Source organism: Roseofilum reptotaenium CS-1145 (genome assembly GCF_028330985.1).
GTDB lineage: Bacteria > Cyanobacteriota > Cyanobacteriia > Cyanobacteriales > Desertifilaceae > Roseofilum > Roseofilum reptotaenium.
Window position 1 is genome coordinate 1 of record NZ_JAQMUE010000065.1, and the last position, 19788, is coordinate 19788.

Annotated in this window: 13 protein-coding genes; 7 read left to right on the forward strand and 6 right to left on the reverse strand. The window is 43.8% G+C overall.

Features of this window, described 5'->3' with window-relative positions; translation table 11 throughout:
* Window positions 1-168 precede the first annotated feature (168 nt).
* Genes PN466_RS10565 through PN466_RS10575 form a run of 3 tightly spaced genes read right to left on the reverse strand, consistent with a single transcriptional unit; the run spans window position 169 to window position 2329 of the window.
* Window positions 169-888 carry a M15 family metallopeptidase gene (locus PN466_RS10565; RefSeq protein ID WP_271939475.1) on the reverse strand — a complete coding sequence of 240 codons (720 nt, stop codon included), beginning with the start codon at window positions 886-888 and terminating at the stop codon, window positions 169-171.
* Window positions 889-901: 13 nt separating this feature from the next.
* Window positions 902-1165 (reverse strand): membrane protein insertion efficiency factor YidD, encoded by a 264-nt coding sequence (gene yidD, locus PN466_RS10570; RefSeq protein ID WP_271939512.1) that lies wholly within the window; start codon window positions 1163-1165, stop codon window positions 902-904.
* A gap of 60 nt (window positions 1166-1225) precedes the next feature.
* Complete coding sequence (locus tag PN466_RS10575; protein WP_271939477.1) at window positions 1226-2329, reverse strand: 2OG-Fe(II) oxygenase; 1104 nt, start codon at window positions 2327-2329, stop codon at window positions 1226-1228.
* Window positions 2330-2487: 158 nt separating this feature from the next.
* Between PN466_RS10575 and PN466_RS10580 the strand changes: the two genes are divergently transcribed.
* The 3 genes from PN466_RS10580 to PN466_RS10590 all read left to right on the forward strand — a co-directional run bounded on the left by PN466_RS10580 (window position 2488) and on the right by PN466_RS10590 (window position 4061).
* Complete coding sequence (locus PN466_RS10580) at window positions 2488-2982, forward strand: J domain-containing protein (RefSeq protein WP_271939479.1); 495 nt, start codon at window positions 2488-2490, stop codon at window positions 2980-2982.
* Between the two features lie 30 nt (window positions 2983-3012).
* Complete coding sequence (locus PN466_RS10585) at window positions 3013-3285, forward strand: DUF3143 domain-containing protein (RefSeq protein ID WP_271939481.1); 273 nt, start codon at window positions 3013-3015, stop codon at window positions 3283-3285.
* 281 nt (window positions 3286-3566) lie between these two features.
* On the forward strand, window positions 3567-4061 hold the full coding sequence (locus tag PN466_RS10590) for a lipocalin-like domain-containing protein (protein WP_271939483.1): 495 nt from the start codon (window positions 3567-3569) through the stop codon (window positions 4059-4061).
* Between the two features lie 278 nt (window positions 4062-4339).
* Here PN466_RS10590 and PN466_RS10595 read toward each other — a convergent pair whose 3' ends face one another.
* The 3 genes from PN466_RS10595 to PN466_RS10605 all read right to left on the reverse strand — a co-directional run bounded on the left by PN466_RS10595 (window position 4340) and on the right by PN466_RS10605 (window position 8609).
* Complete coding sequence (locus PN466_RS10595; protein ID WP_271939484.1) at window positions 4340-5644, reverse strand: phthiocerol/phthiodiolone dimycocerosyl transferase family protein; 1305 nt, start codon at window positions 5642-5644, stop codon at window positions 4340-4342.
* Between the two features lie 330 nt (window positions 5645-5974).
* Window positions 5975-7123, reverse strand: a complete 1149-nt coding sequence (locus PN466_RS10600; RefSeq protein ID WP_271939486.1) for a linear amide C-N hydrolase — start codon at window positions 7121-7123, stop codon at window positions 5975-5977.
* Window positions 7124-7532: 409 nt separating this feature from the next.
* Window positions 7533-8609 (reverse strand): glycerate kinase, encoded by a 1077-nt coding sequence (locus PN466_RS10605; protein ID WP_271939488.1) that lies wholly within the window; start codon window positions 8607-8609, stop codon window positions 7533-7535.
* Between the two features lie 96 nt (window positions 8610-8705).
* Between PN466_RS10605 and PN466_RS10610 the strand changes: the two genes are divergently transcribed.
* The 4 genes from PN466_RS10610 (at window position 8706) to PN466_RS10625 (ending at window position 19762) form a co-directional block, all read left to right on the forward strand.
* Window positions 8706-9023, forward strand: a complete 318-nt coding sequence (locus PN466_RS10610) for a DUF6312 domain-containing protein (protein WP_271939490.1) — start codon at window positions 8706-8708, stop codon at window positions 9021-9023.
* A gap of 192 nt (window positions 9024-9215) precedes the next feature.
* Window positions 9216-9422, forward strand: coding sequence for a DUF6200 domain-containing protein (locus PN466_RS10615; RefSeq protein ID WP_271939491.1), 207 nt, complete (start codon window positions 9216-9218; stop codon window positions 9420-9422).
* 133 nt (window positions 9423-9555) lie between these two features.
* Window positions 9556-11346: an ABC1 kinase family protein gene (locus tag PN466_RS10620; protein WP_271939493.1), complete on the forward strand. Its 1791-nt coding sequence runs from the start codon at window positions 9556-9558 to the stop codon at window positions 11344-11346.
* Between the two features lie 73 nt (window positions 11347-11419).
* Complete coding sequence (locus PN466_RS10625; protein WP_271939495.1) at window positions 11420-19762, forward strand: LamG-like jellyroll fold domain-containing protein; 8343 nt, start codon at window positions 11420-11422, stop codon at window positions 19760-19762.
* Window positions 19763-19788 lie beyond the last annotated feature (26 nt).

Sequence of the window (19788 nt, forward strand, 5' to 3'; positions counted from 1 at the left end):
CTGGGCCCTCTTTTGCTTGATGGTAGGCTACGCCCAGGGACTCTCTACTCTGGTGGGGGACTATCTTAAGGAGTCGGGGCATTGCTTTGCTTGGACACTCTTCATTTATATCGTAACTTATTCATCGGACTTGATATGACTCTATTGTTCACTACTGCCGACTCCTCACTAGAGTGCTTTTCCATAGTGGGCGATCGCCTCCTGATGATGCCAACTACCTTCCTGAACTTTAAGCCATACCCACAATTGATCGCCATGGGAAAAATGCCACCATTCACGGGGATGACGCTTAAACCCAGCAAACTCCATAATTCGATTCAGGAGTTGACGGTGTTTATGATAACTCTGCTCATCCGGAGTTTTCCCTTGGGCATAATGATCGGGAAAGGAACGGGGAGAAATTTCATCAATAGGCGATCCCATGTTCAGGGGCATTCCGGTTTGATCCACCAGAGTAACATCTACGGCTGCCCCCGTACTATGGGGTGGAGGAGTTGCCGGATCGAGAGATGGAGCTGCCCAAAATTGATACACTTTCTCTAGAAGGGTTTGCCGTTGCTCTGGGGTGAGGGTTTCCGGATTGAAACCTTGGTTTTCAGCCAGTTGGATCAAGCTATATTCGACCATAAATTCTTGAACGGCGATCGGTCGGTAGGCATCAAAAATATGAATTTTCCAACCTGGATGATGACTTTGGAGTTGCTTTTGAGCCATCCAGAGGCGATCGCTAACCGTTTTGCGTAACCAATAGGGAGATTTATCCCCATAGGGTGCGCCCAACTTCTCATAAGGATGGGGAGTAGCCACCGCAAAGGACTCCAAAGGAATGGGTACTAGAGGTTCTTGATGATCTTCAATCCGAATCTGTTGATAAGGTTTTAATACCATAGAGACACAACTCCTAATTGCTCACTTTTGGTGCTTCTGGAACCGGATCGTAACCTCCGGGATGAAACGGATTACACCTTAAAATCCGCGCTCCTGCCAATTGTAAACCCCGCATTGCCCCAAACCGTTCCACAGCCGTCAAAGCATACTCAGAACAAGAGGGATAAAATCGACAACTGGGAGGAAATAGGGGCGAAATTCCTCGCCGATAGACTTGAATAGCCCGAATTATAATGACTTTGAGCAGTTGAGTTTCCCACAGTTTGAGTTTGAGCATCATATTCAAAAAAGGCAATTAGACTAAATCTTAAGAATCTCGGTCAGTGACCTAAGAGAGTTAAGAGGACATTGCGGCTGATTTCTGCATCATGTCTTCCCGTAATTGAGCTTCTTTTTCACCATAGAAGAATGAAAGTAGGGCAAAGCGATCGCCATCCGTCACATCCGTTGCTTCATGGAGTAAACTACAGGAAAAAATTACTGCACTACCCGTTTCTGGGCGATACAAATGTGGCCCATATTCTGGAAAGCGTAAATATCCACCTTCATACTCTTCGGTATTTAAATTTAAGGTCATGGCAAATCGACGATGGGCAGTTGCGGCAGTCGTGTTATCCCGGTGTCTGCGGAAAAATCCTCCCCGACTCGATTCATAACAAGCAATACGAAAATCTTCAAAGCGGGTGAAATCAAAATGATAGGCTTTAAGGATTTCTGGACGAATTCGGTGAATCATAAAATAGCGTAGGCGATTGATTAAATCTGGATCGCTAACAAAGTGATCTTTACGAATTTTATGGGTATAATCATACTCACCTACGGTTTTTCCATGCTGTTGCACCATGAATCCTGAATCTCCATGGCCTTGGGTTCGCCACACTTCAATTAATTCTCGACAAAATTCAGGGGGTAAGACATTGGAAATTAACAAGACTGAGGCAATTTGTGTGAGATGCTGAGGTTCTTGTGGGGGAAGAAGCTGTTTTAAGTCTTCTAAGAGTTGGGTGGCGTGGGTAGAGGGATCAAACGCCTCATGAATTTTGAGAATTTTACAATTGGGATGAATTAAAAGAGAGCAAAATTTCGATTGGATTTGTCCAGGAGGTACATCAGGATTCACTAAGTTTAACCCCTGAATCATTTCCGCTGCTTGGTCAGAAATCAGGAAAAAGGGAAATTGATGGGTTTGGGTAAATTCAATCAGCGATTTTAAGGGATCTGTACTGATTCCAATGACTGTCAGATCCCAGAGTTTGAATTGTTCCTGTAGAGCTTGCAAGTCTAACAGGAGTTTTTGAGACTCTGGGCTGGTAATCTCTGGAAAGAAGAGCCAGAGCATGGCAGCACCCTGGGCGTGACGGCCGTCAAATTTGCCCCCCATTTGACAAGGCAGTATGAAAACGGGGGCATAATCACCAATAGAGAGTTTAACTGAGGTCATTGGGGTGATACTCCTGTAAGGGCTTCAACAATGGTACTTCAGCTTATCTTGCAGGGTAAACTCACCGGCGATCGCATCTGATACAATAACCCCATCCTTGCTTAACCTCATTCAAAATCCCTTAAATTTGTTCAGTTTTATTACCTAAACGCTCATCCGTGAATCATTCTTCTTCTAGTTCTTCCGATCAACCTCAAACGATGGTTTTATCGACTCACTATACTCGATTAGGGGTTCATCCTTTGGCTTCTGCTTTAGAAATTCGCCGTGCCTATCGGGAGTTGAGCAAGCGTTATCATCCCGATACGACGGATTTAGATCCAGAGGTGGCAACGCGGCGTTTTCATGAGCTGAATGAAGCGTATGCGGTGTTAAGTAATCCGGAGCGTCGAGGGATGTACGATCGCACGATGGGCTATTCTCGGTTTTATGTGGTGCGTCCTCCTGTGGATTTGCGATCAGGGAATTCCCCACAAGATTATCGTTCTTCCGCTTATATCGATTCGCGCGATCGCCCCCTATCGTCAGGGGAACTGTTTGCCCTGTTTATTCTGGGACTGACGTTTATGCTATGTTTAGGATTGGCGATCGCGATCGCCTGGTTGAATCCTGAATTGATTGCACCCACTCTGTCTTTACCTCCATCTCCATAGATTTATCACTTTTTATCTTCTTTTCTGTCTATGTCCCTCCCTACTTCCGACACTCCCCTATACAACCATCCCCTTCCACAAATTGAACAATGGTTATCTCAACTTGGCGGTCAACAAGACAGGGAAGAACTCCATTGTTGGCGGTTAAAACATGACAGTTGGATCGCACAAATTTATTTAGAAACCGAACAGTTAATTGTTTGTTACTTAAACGCAGCCAGTGATGGCAGTAATATCCAACGAGCGTTTAAATATTCCCTGAGTCGTCAAGATATCCAAGATGCCGTTTTAGATGGCCCGTAGGCACTATTGGGAAATAACGGAGTTGCTTGGCGAACGCTAAAGGAGTAAAAGGGTCTAGTACAGACTGAAAAACTCAAAATCTTCCCTCAATTGTACCCAAAGATTCGGTCAGCCCACTTGATTCTGACACAAAAAAAGAGTATACAATACGGTATTTTATACTCTTTTTTTCGGTATTAAAATAACATTAACATTTCTGGATTGCTGTATGATATAATATAAGTGAGTATTCAATCAGATATCCATAAAGCCCCTCTAAAAGAAATAATTAAGGAGCAAAAATGACAAATAGTATAGTTTCAAAAGATGCTCTTGTCGGAATGTGGAAACTTATCGAGATGAAATCTATAGATAAGGAAGAAACAATAATTTATCCCTTCGGCAAAGATCCCGTATCTTATATCATATATACGAAGGAGGGATATGTGTCATTCTCGATCATGATGAGTAATCGCTTGAATCTTGGATTAAGTATACAAAATCTTATGGATCTGGGGTATGGTATAAAATCCAAGACAAGTATATTACAAGTAAGTATATTTAAGTACATAAAAGCAATTATTCGATATTTTCAGTCAGTGCAAAAGTTTGTTTCTTATACAGGTAAATATGAAGTTAAAGATAATAAAGTGATTCACAATATTGAAATTCATGTAGTTCCAGATTTAATTGGTGCAGACTTGGAAAGGATTGTTGAGATTTCAGGAGATACACTTTTCCTCAGTTCATCATATCCGGAGTATACTGTTTACTCTACTTGGGAACGTGTTTCCTAGAACTGACTCGGTAGTAAGCAAGTTCCGTCTTTCTCACAAGAAGAAAGACAGCTGGAGTATAAGTTTCAATAGGCTAGTAAGTGTGTCTCTCTCGCTGGGTGGAGGATTGAGCCTTTATCCCTGAAGAAACATGGACGCAAGGACAAGAGTTTATTTCGTCTAGATTTCGACCATTTTCGTTGCCTTGTCCTTCATTCTCCATCAAAGTATCTCTTTAATTTTCGCCACTCCTTACAGTTTTTGTCCTGTACTTAGGGATGACTAATTAAAAGCCCTATTCAACTGCTAACATCAACCAGACAGGACAGAACACTATCTGCTAAAGTCTCTATTGTCTCCTGGCTAATTACAGGCTCAGAAAAAGGGAAATGCAAGAACATTTTGCCTTCAAAAGTTGTAACAGCAGTGATAAAAACACCCCCAAATGTGGCTTGTGCTACAGAAAAGCTAATTTCTGAGAGTTCAAATTGACCATAAATTCTGGGAATATTTACTCGACCAACATTAGTAATATTAACTGCTGTATAAGGTGGTATATCTAGGCTAGTAAGCGCTGAATCAACTATCATCCTAAACATCAACGCTTGATAAAAACTCTCATGACGCTTTAAGGAAACTTCCTGCTGCCGTCTCACCTCCCGTGCTAATTCCCAGAAGGAAGTATTTGTACTGAAAGTGTGAAACGATGTTATGGCGCTAGCCAGTTGGCCTAGGTTTTCATTGCTGATTGCTGGCTTCAAATGTCTTCGGAGATCGGCAGAAGACAAACAGGATATAGACTTTTTCTCGCCTGCTCTGATTTTTCTGGCTGCGGCGAATATAAGGGCCGCAGACAAAGCACCATTGACTGTTGTCTTTTCTTGACGACAACGTAAAATCAGTTGCTGGGTAACCTGGGCATCTAAGTGTCTATAAATATTGCCAGTACGACGTAACTCAACAGGTACAGCCTTCTCAAAACTTAAGCCTTTTGGTCGGTGCCAAATCCTTTTGAACAGAAGTCGCAACAGAAACAACACGCTGTTGATATTACCCCTGAAGCCTTTTGCTGATGGGGGCAATAACTCATCTATAGGGGGAAGCGACGGTAAGCTGGGCGCTGGCACCACGGGTTCACCAAAGGCAATTTTCGAGCAGTAGGTCAAGATTTGTGAATATAACTCGATACTCGATAGGCCATCACAGATAGCGTGGTTTATTGTGATAATCAGATGGCTTGTAGTGTTTTCGCTTTGCTCGGGCCCTTGAACAAGTACAGCTCGCAATAGAACTTCACTACTCTCAATTTTGGTGTTGAGTTCTTCGAGAATGGTTTCTTGCCATTGTTCCTCATGCTTTTTATCCACAACCCGCAAAGGAATCTGTTTGGCACCCGTTTCAAAACGGAGATTATCTATATCACCAACGATGCGAGAATTAAGCCGAGAGTGATGAGTTTGGACAAGAGCGAGTGCCTTTTCAACAATTTCTGCACTCAGGGGACCTACAATTCGGCCGATAACCACTATATTGGATGAGCTAGTCAAGCGATTTAGTATTTCCATCACTTGTTCAGCGCCACAGAGTTTTCTATTGTCAATCATAAATATCTCCTCTGGAGTTAGCACCTACTTTGAATATACCAATTTTGGCAGTAGGGGCGAATCGCCATTGCCCCTACTGAGTAGGGTGGTTCTGCGTAAGTCTTGTCCGTCTAAACTTAGGAAGTATTTAGAGCAACTCATTCTACCACTATTTTCGATAGTTGGTATTAGTTGTGGCTTCCCAATTGTGTTTCACAAAAAGCTAAGGATACGCTCACTTCTTAAACGTACTGTAGAAAATGCCGCCCTGCAACAAAACTTATTAGTCATTGGTCAAAGCTTATAAAAGCACTGTCTGACTAATAAAATAGACGTTTTCTTCTGGTTCTCCTATAAGGTGGAGGAGATATCCCAGGAGAAGGGATCTGTTTTCTGGAACTGCTGTGAAACCTCGCCTACCAAGCTCAGATCGGTAAGATCTTCAAGGGACATAACCTCTGCACCCTCTTCAAGATTCAGTTTGCTTATCTCAACCCAGAAGAGATTCGGACTCTTGGTATATTCAAAAAAGTAAGCGGGGTTGATGTTGTTTTGATCCGAAACAGCCCGCCATTGGGTCGTGCCAAGGCTGAAACTAGCCAAGCCAAGTGGATCAGAGATGTTGCGAATGATGCCCAACGCTGCGGCTAATTCATTGCGCCGATCTTTCTTCACTTGAGTTATCAACTGCTCGTTCATTTTATGCAAGTAATAGCTAGCCCGGACGAACCGGTCTGAGGGATTGTTGGTACCTGGCAGAAATGACCCAGCTCCAACCTGATCCCAATAAGTATTGAGGGCAAGCTGTTGGTCGAAGATTGGGTCATTGGTCAGCACATTGTATTCCTTGTTGTGATGGATTGTTAGTTCGCCATCAATGTATTCAAAGATTGCTGAATCCCCACTTGGATCTGAGACCGACAGGTGAAGTGCAAACTCCAGTCCTCCTAGAGCTACTTGAAGCGGTAGCGGTAAGGGGGAGATAAGCCCTGCCGACACAAGCTGATCAAAGGTAGCTGTGGCTAGTTGGAAGGGTTTTGTTTCTAGTCCTTGGACTGCCTCTTCAACAGTTGCATAATTATCAAGGACATATTGACCCCAGCCCCCAAGGGATAAGGTTTTCTCAGTAGGTTCAATATCACCGTAGTCTGTCGCTTCCAAAAAGAGGAGATTGGCAACTAGACCCTTCTCGTTAATACCGTCAACGGTGGCAATGTCATAGCTTGAGGTAATGACACTGGCATATTTTGAGGTCCATGTGATGGAGTTTGCACCAGCTCCACCATCGCGCTTCATGCCTTTCGGAAAGAACCAGAGTTTAGCATCGGGGTCTTGAAACCAGTCCATACTACGTGCAGTAATTGGTCCGTTTGAACTACCTTGGTAGACTAACCGGCTACAAGCCTGAGCCGGTGGAACTATTGCCATGGACAAGATGGTAATCAGTACAACAAATATCGTTGCTACCTTCTTGAGGATCAAAGTCTGCTTTTTCATCATTAAATTATTCTGATGATAAGATTTTTCTCTTGGAGAATATCATACCTTTAGGGGGGTCGCAATCTGTTGAGTATAGTTCCAGATTGGAGAGTTTGGTGACCAGTTAAAACCCCTATTGAGCTACCAATATCAACCAGACAGGACACAACTCTGTCTAATAAAGCCTGCATTGTCTGCTGGCGGATTGAAGGTTCAGAAAAGGGGAAATGCAAAAATGTTTTGCCCTCAAAAGTTGTAAGAGTAGCGCACAAAAGATCTCCAAATGTGGCCTGTGCTACAGAATAACTAATTTTTGAGAGGTCAAATCGTTCGCAATAGAACTTCACTACTCTCAATTTTGGTGTTGAGTTCTTCGAGAACCGTTTCTTCCTCATGGAGGAGGTTATAGCATATCTGTATAATATTATGCTTAACAAGCGTTTCTGCTTTGCGGACATGACCAGCGCATAGGGCTAGAAATTCTTCCCGGAGAATGATCTGGGCTAATCTCAATGACCAGATCCGTTAATTCAAGATTTTGAGTAAGAGGAGTAATAAATAGTTCTGGATGTAAACTGCGCCAAAAGTAGTTAACAAATTCTTTAACTTCCGATTCACTCATGCCTGGTTTTCCAGTGGCTATCATCTCTTGTTCTGCTTGCAGTCGCCACTGTTGAGATAGTTGATAATCTGTGGGATATAAAACGATTAATCGATCTAGACAATTCCACAATGGTAAGTATTTATGCAGTCCTTGATTGATGTCTTGGGCAAATTGTCGGTCTTCCTTAGAATTAATGGGAGAGGGGGCAAAATTTAACTGATTTGGATCAATCGGTTGTACACCCACAAACCAACCTTCAAAAAAGATGATATCGGCATGGGTAATGACTTCTGGAGCCGCTCCATCCCCCTCTCCTGCATACACTGATTTGTCAAACCGAGGAAATTCTACAGGATACTGAGAGTTGCGACATTGTTCCAAGACTTCTATTCCTAAGTGAATATCGTGAGTTCCTGGAGGACCTCGACGAATAAAACGGGGGTCTTTGGTTTTCAAACACTGGCGATCTCCATACGTCTTATATAAATCATCAAGTGATAAACTTGCCGAGCTGTACCCTAATTCATTCAAGATTAAGCTCAGTACCATAGCCAGACTTGTTTTTCCCGTGCCTTGACCCCCTAAAATCCCTTGAATCAGTGGCCGATGCAGCTCTTGTTGAGCTTCAGTCAATTGGATGGCTAGAGGTAACCACAAATTCCACAACGTATGATATAACTGTTGACAAGGAATCCTAGGAATCCGTTGTAAAATTCTGGGAGCTAGAGTTTGAAAGAGACGAGCTTGTAGAGGAATTTGAGTTTTTAGTCTGTCTGGAGTAAAATCGAAGGCGATCGCGCGATCAGTATCTCCAAGAGCTAGAATCATTAGCTCTTGACACTCCCGTTGTGTTGGACGATTTCCCTCAATCCAAAGCTTTAAAATTGATTCATCATTCCTCATTACAAAAAAATCACTCTCTCGACAATTTTCGATGTTTTATGCTTTAATAGTCTCAGAGCTGGATCTAGACTAGCTAAAAACAATAAGAATTGTAACGTGGAGGCAAAAGCGATGGCAAGTGATGGTGAGATCAAAAAAGCCGTGGTCCTTCAAAGTGAAGAGGATTTTGGCGGTACTCCCACAACTCTAGACGGTGGCTATATCGGAGGGAAGAAAAAGAAGAAGAAGAAAAAGCAATCATCTGCTTTAAAACCCTCAGAGAAAGCGGTGTTCAAGTTAGCCAAGCGTTATGATGAGGCTTCTAAAGAGTACAGGGACCGCCATGAGAAATCTAATAAGAAGAAAAAGAATGGTTGGATTAAAGATCTGCCCAAAAACTACAACAAGGCTATGTCCAAGCTAATGAAGTTTTAGGCAGTTTTTTCTTTGTCCATCGTAATGTTGTGAAAGGCTGTAATGTTACTAGTATCCTCCGAGGAATCGCTAGGTCATCACTCTAAATCCTAGTTACCGAGCCAAACACTAACTTAGGATTAGAGTGAAATTACAGTAAAGTATCCGTATGTTCCCAAGCCTTAAAATACATGAAGAGGGTAAGTAAATACTATGGCAACTGCACAAAAAGAAAACACGATTATTCTTGAAATCGGTAATGCGAAGAAAGATGATATTGATGATCTTCGCTACGGTGAAGGTAAGCTGTTCAAGAGAATTCAGTCTACGATTGAACGGCTCAAGGATGATGGACAAGTTGGGGAAAATGCCCAGCCCATTATTGTGATCGTTAAAAAGAAAAAAGAGAAAGATTGGTAAAACCTCTCTCAAGGTTTGATCAAAAAGATTTGTGGGAATCCCCGCAGGAAATGTTCAATCCATCCGAGACTATGATATTCTGTTTATCGGATGGATTTGTTTCTGTTTCTGAATAGTGGCTTTCTTCTTAAGAATGGTTAACAAAAAAGATATACCCACACTACTGATTACAGGTAAAAGTCGAAAAAAAGTAAAAGTTCTAGACCTGGAGCAATTGGAGTCCCGTCGTGTTTCTCTTTTTTACATCATTAAAAAATTTGTGACTTTTTTCCTACAAGTACAGTTACGGAAAAGAGCTGGGAAATCAGATATACAGAAAACGGCAGAACAGTTACGGGAGATTTTTGAAGATTTAGGTGGGTTTTGGGTAAAAACAGGTCAGCTTTTGGCACTTCGTAGCGATCTGTTTCCAGAGGAAGTCTGCGATGAACTAACCCGCCTCCAGTTTGAAGCCGTGGGTTTCCCCACCTCAATTGTTCGTTCTACCATTGAATCGGAGTTAGGAGTTCCCCTAGAGCAGATTTTTGACGATTTTGATCCAGAACCCTTAGCTGCTGCATCTATTGCACAAATTCACACTGCTGTTTTACGTGGTAAAAAAACTCGTGTTGCTGTTAAAGTTCAACGTCCAGGTTTAGATGAATCCTTTCAACGAGATCTGGCTTTGATTAAAATTGTGGCTCGTTTATACTCAAAAACCGATCTAGGGAGTTTTCTTCTTTTAGATGAAGCAGTTGCGGAATTGGAGAGAGTTCTTAATGAGGAGTTGGACTATCGTTATGAAGCGTCCAATGCTCGTCGGATGAAAAAAACTCTCAAAGAACATAAAATAGAAGTTCCTAAAATTTATGATAAATATACTCGGCCTAAGGTTTTGGTCATGGAATATATTCCCGGTGTACTCATGGCTGACTACATTAAAGTTTATCAAACAGACCCGGCAAGATTTCGCCAATGGGAAGAAGAGAATAAAGTAGACCGTGAAACCATAGGGGAAAAACTCTATTTATCCTTATATCGACAGATTTTTGAAGATAACTTGTATCATGCTGACCTGCATCCGGGGAATATTATCTTGTTGCGTGATAACAAGTTGGTGTTAATTGATATGGGCAGTGTAGGTTCTTTGGATAGTGATTTAAGACTCTATTACTTGAACTATGTTAAAGCTTTGGAAAAAAGAGATTTCGCTAAAGCGTCTGATTACAATATTCGCATTGGACTAGATATTCCTAAAGCGAATATGCCAAGAGTCAGAGCAGAAATGGCAAAAGCTACGGAACAATGGGCAGCCAAGTCGGCACTCAAAGGAGTGAGTTATAAAGAAAAGTCTTTAGGTGGGGGAACTTCTGAAATTGCAAAGGTAGCCATTAAATATCGTATTCCTAGTAACTGGTCATTCCTGAAAATCACACGGTCTCTCCTAACGCTAGATGGGTCAATGCAATATCTAATCGATGATTTTGATACCTTAAAAATCATTAAAAAATACAATAAACAATCGGATCGCCGTGCCCTAAAGAAAAGCCTAGAGCCAGATAACGTTATAGCATCAATTAATGAATTCTTTCAGATTATTGATGAATACAACCAAATTCTGCTTCCTTACCTCCGACAACGAACCCATGCTTTTGAAATAACAGGTAACAAATTTGCTCTAGCTATAGTGGTTGTTCTCCGAACCTTTTCTTCGGTTTTCTTGTCGAGTGCAGTTGTTGTTCTATATACTTTTTTATATCAAAATCACTTCCAGTTAATTAAAGATATTCACACTGAAGTCGTGAATGATATTGTCAGCCATATCCCAGTTTTACCCTACTTGTTGTGGATTTTTATTCTGATCGGAATTTTATTAGCGGCTAGGATATTTACTTCGGTGGCAACTATTTTGGAGCGTAAAGAGTACGGAGAGAGACTAATTTGATACGGAATTCTTGAACACATCCAGTCCAAGTTATTCCATTCATTCAACCTAACAAGACAGGAAATTAAACATTATGAGTAACTTACAATCGATCGCCCACTTTAATGGTAGTAACAACTACATCGAAGTTCCTTACAAAAAAGAACTCAACCCTGCCCAATTTACCCTATCGTGTTGGGCAAAAGTAGAAGGAGGCTCAGGACAATGGAGATCACCTGTAACCTGTCGTACCGCTAAAGGCAGCAGTGCATTAGGAGGTTATATCCTATACGCAGGAAACAACAACAAATGGCAATTCTGGACAGGCAATGGGGGATGGGTTGTCTTACAAGGTGCAAATGTAGAACTCAACACCTGGACTCATGTGGCGGCTACTTATGACGGCAGCACCATGAAACTCTATATCAACGGAGAACTTTCTGGAAACCCTGTCCCATCTAAAATCCTGATCAACAGCCAATATCCTCTACGGATTGGGGCTGGAATGACAGAAGGTAACCCTACCTACTTCTTCAATGGCAAAATTGCTGAAGTGCGGTTGTGGGATAAGGCTCGTTCCCCAGAACAGATCCAGGAATTGATGCACCAGAGACTCAAGGGAGACGAACAGGGATTAGTCGCTTATTGGCCTTTGGATCAAGAAAGTGGGACAAGTGCAGAAGATAAAACTGGTAAAGGCAATCCCGGAACCCTCCATGGAGCGACTTGGGCACAGGAAACGCTCGATATCCTAAAACATTCTGCACCCGAAACTGAACAGACTTCAGAGCAATCAGTCCTGACGTTCAATGGCAGAAATAACTATGTTCAAATCCCCATTACTCAGTGGGAAGCCTCCACTTTTTCCGTAGAACTTTGGGCTAAAGCCAGTAAAGCACAACCGGGTTATGCCAGTGTGATCAGCAACTCTAATACGACACAGAGGGGTTCATTCCAAATTGATGTAGGGGGAGGATATTACCGGCTACTGCATAGTGTTCAAGTTCAAATTGGCAAGCTGGCACAAGAATGGCAACATCTAGCGGTTACTTATGACGGGAAAACGGTCAAAACCTATCTGAATGGGGAAGAGAAAAATACAAAAGCCATTGATTCTATGCCAACGGTTTTTAAAGTATATAAGTTAGGTAGAAACCGTAGTAATAATACTTATTTTGCCGGTCAACTCAGTGAAGTCCGAATTTGGGATCGAGCGCGAACAGCCGAGGAGATTCAAGGGGGAATGGGGCATCGCTTGGCAGGGGATGAGCCAGGATTAGTCGCCTACTTTCCCCTTAATAAAGGGAGTGGAAAAACAGTACAAGACCATACGAATCCGGATCGTGAAGGTACCATCTATGGAGCTACCTGGGCAGAAGAAACCCTTGATTTTCTTCAACCCTATGCTCCTCCAGAAGAACAGAGTTCTGAGCCACCTGTCCTTCAACCAGAAACGATTCAAGCGATCGCCAGTTTTAATGGCAGTAACCAATATATCGAAGTTCCCTACAAAAAAGAACTCAACCCCGCTCAATTTACCGTGTCCTGTTGGGCAAAAGTAGAAGGAGGACAAGGACAATGGCGATCGCCTGTAACCTGTCGTACCGCTAAAGGCAGCAGTGCATTAGGGGGATATCTCCTCTATGCAGGAAACAACAACAAATGGCAATTCTGGACAGGAAACGGAGGATGGGTTGCCGTACAAGGTGCAGACGTAGAACTCAACACCTGGACTCATGTGGCTGCTACTTACGACGGCAGCACTATGAAACTCTACATCAACGGAAAACTTTCTGGAAAGCCCGTCCCATCTAAAATCCTGATCAATAGCAAATATCCTCTACGGATTGGCGCAGGAATCACCGAAGGAAATCCCGGATTTTTCTTCAACGGTAAAATTGCTGAAGTCAGGGTGTGGAATAAAGCCCGCTCCCCAGAACAGATCCAGGAATTGATGCACCAGAGACTCAAGGGAGACGAACAGGGATTAGTCGCCTACTGGCCCCTAAACCAAGAAAGTGGGACAAGTGCAGAAGATAAAACCGGTAAAGGCAACCCCGGAACCCTTCATGGTTCCACTTGGGCAAAGGAAAACCTAGACTGTATTCAACCGGACAGCTCGGATCAACAGCACAAACTTGTCAAACAAGGGTCCAAAGGCAGTACCACTCAGGGAAATCCCTTTGACATTCATCCCTCCCAAACTTTAGCTCAACCCAGAATTGTGCAAATTGCTCTAGTACATGCTTGGGCTATTACTAGTATTCAGGTGAGCTATGAAGCATCCAGTGCTACAAACTTAGAAGGCGAGTCATTTATCCTAGAACCAGGAGACTATCTAACTCAAGTATCTGGAAGCTGGGGCAGGCAAGCTCCGGGTTATCCCAAAGAAGAAATCATTACCCTCCAATTTCACACCCATAAAGGAGTAACCTCTAAGATTTTTGGCGGTGGTAGCGGTCAACAGGAAGTAGAGCCTTTTACCTTAGAAGCCCCTGAAGGTCAAGAAATTATTGGTTTCTTTGGTATCCGTGGGGGTCGCCAAAATCTCATGCTTTCTTTGGGCATCTACCTACAACCCGTCCCTGCTCAGTCACAAGAATCCACCTTCCAAAGCGTCCTCATGTTCGATGGACAAGACGACCATATTGCCACCACCCTAGATGCTCAACCGAGCGCCCTACCAGCAACCACCTGGGAAGCCTGGGTTAAACCCACCCGCAACATTAACCGCTGGGAGAATATTTTATCTACTGATGATCAGGGTTGGGATCGATCAATCGGTACAAATGGCGGTCAGTTCGGTATCTACCACGGTAAAGAGGCTTGGAGGCCTGTGAAAGCTGACATCGACCAATGGCAACATATTGCCGTAGTTTATGGAGCAGATAAACTCATTAAGTTCTACAAAAATGGTATTGAATACGTCTACTCAGGGCAATCAACTATTGGTAGTACAAAACTGCCCTTCCATATTGGTCGCAGCGCCTGGAACCCCAAGAACTGTTTCCAAGGCTTCATTACGGAAGTGCGTGTTTGGGACTCTGCCAGAACAGCAGCAGAGATTCAAAACAACATGCACTGTCGTTTAACGGGGAATGAGCCAGGATTAGTGGGATACTGGCCGCTGAATGAAGGACAAGGGACAACAGGAACAGACCAAAGTAATCAGGGACATGACGGCAAGATTAATGGAGCCACTTGGGAAACCTCAGATTTAGAACTCGCCGCTGCCCCAGAAAGGCAAACAGCACCTCTCAATCGCCCTGTATTGGCCTTTGCTAATACCAAGAAACCTACAGATTATGTGATTCTCAATCCATTCAACTCATTTCCCGCTCAGAGGTTGACGGTTGAACTATGGTTAAAAACCAATCATAAGAATCCGGGAACCCCCATATCCTATTCAGCCAAAAGCTCTATCAATGCCTTCCTCCTCTTCGACTATCGGAGTTTGCATCCACACGTGTGCGATGCAAAAATCAATAGTGCGATCGCCTTTAATGATGGTCAATGGCATCACTGTGCAATGACCTGGGACAGCAGTACTGGAAAGGTCGAGCTTTACAAAGATGGAGAATCAGTATTCTCAGGCACTCTTGCCAAAGGTAAAAAAATTCCCAACGGCGGTGCTCTGATTTTAGGTCAAGAACAAGACAGCGTGGCGGGTTCTTTTGATGTTAACCAAGCATTCCGTGGGCAAATGTCAGAGGTTCGGATTTGGGATGGCATACGCAGCCCCCAAGAAATTGAGGATAATAGGCACTGCGCTTTGACAGGAAATGAGTCGGGATTAGTGCTGTATTGGCCCCTAGATGAAGGCACGGGAACCACAGTCACCGATAAGAGCGGTCATGGACACGATGGCACCACCCAGGGAACTGGAGTTACCTGGGAAACCTCAGACTTGCCTCTAACTTCCCAAGAAGAAACAGCACCAACAGAATTAGTAACTGCTAAGTCGAGTGCTATTAGCTTCGATGGCACAGATGACCACATCACCATTGCTCTAAATGAACCAGAAACCGAAGTCACGCATGAATTTTGGTTTAAGACAGACTCTCCCAACTGTGGTTTGTTTTCTGTTGTAAAAAGCCCAGATTGGGGAGGCCACGATCGCCATCTTTACCTGAGTGGTGGAAACCTCAAGACTCGCATTTGGAGTAACGAAATCATCTCCAGCTCTGGTTTGAACTTGGCTGATAATGCTTGGCATCATGTAGCGCATGTTTTTGGCGCTTCTATTGGCGGTCAAAAAGTTTATATTGATGGGCAATTAGTAGCCAGTGGAACCAAGCATACGTCTGACTTTAACACGCAAGACCTGATCGTAATCGCCTATTCCAGGGATGCTCAACAGAGATATTTCCAGGGACAAATCGCTGAAGTGCGCATTTGGAAGATTGCTCGCTCCCCAAACGAGATTCAACAAACGATGCACCAGCAACTGACAGGAGAAGAAGAAGGATTAATTGGCTACTGGCCTCTGACTGATGGTAGTGGCACAACTATAGCCGATAAAACCTTACAGAACCATCCAGGAACCCTTCATGGAGGAACTTGGGCAGAGGAAACTCTAGATTTCATCCAACCTCCTGCTCCTCAAACCGAAGAAACTTCTGAGCAGTCAGCGCTCATGTTCGATGGAGTGGATGATTATGTCAGCTTACCCATAGACAGCATCCCAGAAGGCAAAGAAATTACGATTAGTTTCTGGGCAAAAGGCGGTTCGTCCCTACCTAAGCAAAACTCTGTGTTTTTTGCCAATGCTAACCCAGAGGTCTATCCAGGCAGAGGTAGAATAGTCAACATCCATTTACCTTGGTCAAATAGCACCATCTACTTTGATGGTGGTTCCGATGGAAAAACATACAATCGTATCCAGAAAGCATCACAAGCAAACGATTTCAAGGATAAATGGACGCATTGGGCATTTACTCTCAATGCCACCACCGGAAAAATGGCTATTTATCTCAATGGAGATTCCTGGTGTGAAGGAAACAACAAAACTCTCTCCATTCCTAAAGCAGGAGAAGTAAAATTAGGGTCTGGCTATGGATTTTACCATGGCTCCCTAAGTGAAGTGCGAGTCTGGGATCGGGAATTGAGTGCGACAGAAATAAAAGACACAATGTCCACTCGCTTAACCGGTACGGAATCTGGATTAGTCAGTTACTGGCCCTTAGATGAAGGTTCAGGAACAACAGCAGAGGATAAGAGTGGTAATAAGCATCACGGTACAATTCATGGAGCTACTTGGGAAAGTTCCAGTTTAGAACTCTCGCCTGCCCCAACCGTAGTATCTGCACCAGAAGAACCCTCAGATGCTACCTCAACTGAGACAACCCTTCTCACATTTGATGGAGTGGATGACTATGTAGATATTCCTGCCAATCCGACTTTAGACCTAACCAACAATTTTACCATTGAAGCCTGGATTAAACCGGAAGTCTTAGGTAAGCGGATTGTAGACAAAAACATTGGGGGTAAAAATGAAGGATTTACCTTCGATACATACCCACAAAATCTGCGATTCATTAACAAAGGGATTGGATTCACCAGTCGTACACCGTTAACAACAGGAACTTGGCAGCATGTGGCGGTAACCTTTAAGCATGAAGCGAATGGAGCTAAACTCTATATCAATGGAGAAGAAGACAATACGGCTACTCCCAGTCGGGTTGGAACAGTGACCAAATTGCCTGTTCGTCTAGGCTCACAAGCGGATAAATTGGGTAATCTCTTCAAAGGAGAAATGGCAGAAGTGCGGATTTGGAATCGAGTCCGGTCTCCAGAGGAGATTAAAGCCAGTATGAACCAGCAATTGACTGGAGAGGAAGAGGGATTAATTGGTTATTGGCCTCTGAATGAAGGCACGGGAACCACCGCAGAGGACAAGACGAGCAATGGGAATACAGGAACCGTTCATAGCGGAACTTGGGGAACTTCAGATTTAAGCTTAACTCCAGCTCCAAAACCAGAATCTACTACCGAAGAGACGGAGGAACCTTTAGAACCGGAATCTACTGCTGAAGAGACAGAGGTTCTTCAACCAGAAACACTTCAATCTGTCGCCAGCTTTGATGGAACTAACGACTATATTGAAGTTCCCTACAAAAAAGAACTGAACCCCGCTCAATTCACCCTATCCTGTTGGGCAAAAGTAGAAGGAGGACAAGGGCAATGGCGATCGCCCGTAACCTGTCGCACCGCTAAAGGCAGCAGTGCATTAGGGGGTTACATCCTATACGCAGGAAACAACAACAAATGGCAATTCTGGACAGGAAACGGAGGATGGGTTACTCTGCAAGGTGCAGACGTAGTTCTCAACACCTGGACTCATGTGGCGGCTACTTATGACGGCAGCACCATGAAACTCTACATCAACGGAGAACTTTCTGGAAACCCTGTCCCATCTAAAATCCTGATCAACAGCCAGTATCCTCTGCGAATTGGCGCAGGAGTCACAGAAGGAAATCCAGGGTATTTCTTCAATGGCAAAATTGCCGAAGTCAAGGTGTGGGATAAAGCCCGCTCCCAAGAACAGATCCAGGAATTGATGCACCAGAGACTCAAGGGAGACGAACAGGGATTAGTCGCTTACTGGCCATTAGATCAAGAAAGTGGGACAAGTGCAGAAGATAAAACCGGTAAAGGCAATCCCGGAACCCTTCATGGTGCTACTTGGGCACAGGAAAATCTCGATTTCATCAAACCTTCTGCTCCTCAAGAAGAACAGAGTTCTGAGCAGCCTGTCCTCATGTTCGATGGACAAGACGACCATATTGCCACCACCCTAGACACTCAACCGAGTGCCCTACCAGCCACCACCTGGGAAGCCTGGGTTAAACCCACCCGCAACATCAACCACTGGGATATGATCCTCTCTACCGACGATGGAGGTTGGGATCGATTTGTGGGCACAAATGGCGGCCAGTTCCGTGTTTCCCATGGAAAAGAAGCTTGGAATCCTGTAAACGCAGACATTAACCAATGGCAACATATCGCTGTGGTTTACAGTGCAGATAAACAAATCAAGTTCTATAAAAATGGAACAGAATACGTCTATTCAGGACAATCATCCATTGGTAGTACGAAACTGCCCTTTCATATTGGTCGCAGTGCCGGTAACGCCAGTCAATGTTTCCAAGGCTTGATTACGGAAGTACGGGTGTGGAATAGTGCCAGAACAGCAGCAGAGATTCAAAACGACATGCACTGTCGTTTAACGGGGAATGAGCCAGGTTTAGTGGGATATTGGCCACTGAATGAAGGACAAGGGACAACAGGAACAGACCGAAGTAATCAGGGACATGACGGTACAATTAATGGTGCCACTTGGGAAAGTTCTGGTTTACAACTCTCTCCAGCGCCAACAGTAGAACCGCCACCCGAACAACTCTCAGAGTCTACCTCAACCGAAGATACAGAGATGGAAGAAGCTCTATCCCCTGCTTCTCTGATGTTTGATGGCATAGATGACTCTGTTGCTATTCCCAATGCTGAGTGGGAAACTTCAGCATTTTCTGTGGAACTGTGGGCGAAAGCGAGCCAAAATCAATCCAACTATGCTGGGTTATTCAGTAGCTCCAACGATCCGGCGGCGAGTGGTTCATGCCAGATTGATGCTATGGGTGGATTTTATCGCTTTTATCATAGTGAGATTCAGGTTCGCATTGCTAAAGTGAATCAAGAATGGCAGCATCTGGTGGTCACTTATGATGGTCAGGCAGTGCAAACTTATCTGAATGGGGAGCCACAAAATTCAAAAGCAGTTAATGCGATGAACACTGTGTTTAGAGATTATATTTTGGGTAGAAATCGCAATAGTGATAAATACTTTGCAGGTGAACTGAGTGATGTCCGGATTTGGAATAAGGCATTAACTGCGGATGAAGTTCAAGCAGCTATGGGCTATCGTTTAACAGGGGATGAATCAGGGCTAGTTGCCTATTGGCCTTTAGATGAGGGCAAGGGGGATGCGATCGCCGATAAAACTGGTAATACACCACCTGGCGTAATGAATGGCGCAACTTGGCAAACCACAGATTTAGAACTCCCAGGTTCTGATGAAGGTCTTGATGCTTCACCAGAGATCCCCCAAAAACCAAAACCGACTTCCAAGAAGCGAATTCCTCTGGACAGGTCTGTAACCAGTATTACTGTTCTCAAGAGTGATGAAGATTTTGGTGGACGACCCGAGACCCTCTATGGCAAGTCGGCTAAATCTAAGGAACGGAAGAAACGGAAAAAACGGAAAAAGCAATCGAAATACCTCTCGCCCTACGAGAAATATGTCAGAAAAGTGGCGAAGCGTCAGGATGAAGCAACTCATACCTATGTTGAACGCCATAAGCGTTCTAATCGCAAGAAAAAGAATGGTTGGCTCAAGGATTTTGCCAAAAATTACAGCAAGAGCGTATCCAAGCTGTTCTAAAATCGTTGTAATGTTCATCCTCCCCT

Excerpts from the sequence above, each read along its gene's own strand:
- PN466_RS10625 (WP_271939495.1), top strand. The coding sequence starts at position 11,420 with ATGAGTAACTTACAATCGATCGCCCACTTTAATGGTAGTAACAACTAC.
- yidD (WP_271939512.1), bottom strand. The coding sequence starts at position 1,165 with ATGCTCAAACTCAAACTGTGGGAAACTCAACTGCTCAAAGTCATTATA.
- PN466_RS10585 (WP_271939481.1), top strand. The coding sequence starts at position 3,013 with ATGTCCCTCCCTACTTCCGACACTCCCCTATACAACCATCCCCTTCCA.
- PN466_RS10605 (WP_271939488.1), bottom strand. The coding sequence starts at position 8,609 with ATGAGGAATGATGAATCAATTTTAAAGCTTTGGATTGAGGGAAATCGT.
- PN466_RS10575 (WP_271939477.1), bottom strand. The coding sequence starts at position 2,329 with ATGACCTCAGTTAAACTCTCTATTGGTGATTATGCCCCCGTTTTCATA.
- PN466_RS10590 (WP_271939483.1), top strand. The coding sequence starts at position 3,567 with ATGACAAATAGTATAGTTTCAAAAGATGCTCTTGTCGGAATGTGGAAA.
- PN466_RS10620 (WP_271939493.1), top strand. The coding sequence starts at position 9,556 with ATGGTTAACAAAAAAGATATACCCACACTACTGATTACAGGTAAAAGT.
- PN466_RS10565 (WP_271939475.1), bottom strand. The coding sequence starts at position 888 with ATGGTATTAAAACCTTATCAACAGATTCGGATTGAAGATCATCAAGAA.
- PN466_RS10600 (WP_271939486.1), bottom strand. The coding sequence starts at position 7,123 with ATGATGAAAAAGCAGACTTTGATCCTCAAGAAGGTAGCAACGATATTT.
- PN466_RS10595 (WP_271939484.1), bottom strand. The coding sequence starts at position 5,644 with ATGATTGACAATAGAAAACTCTGTGGCGCTGAACAAGTGATGGAAATA.
- PN466_RS10615 (WP_271939491.1), top strand. The coding sequence starts at position 9,216 with ATGGCAACTGCACAAAAAGAAAACACGATTATTCTTGAAATCGGTAAT.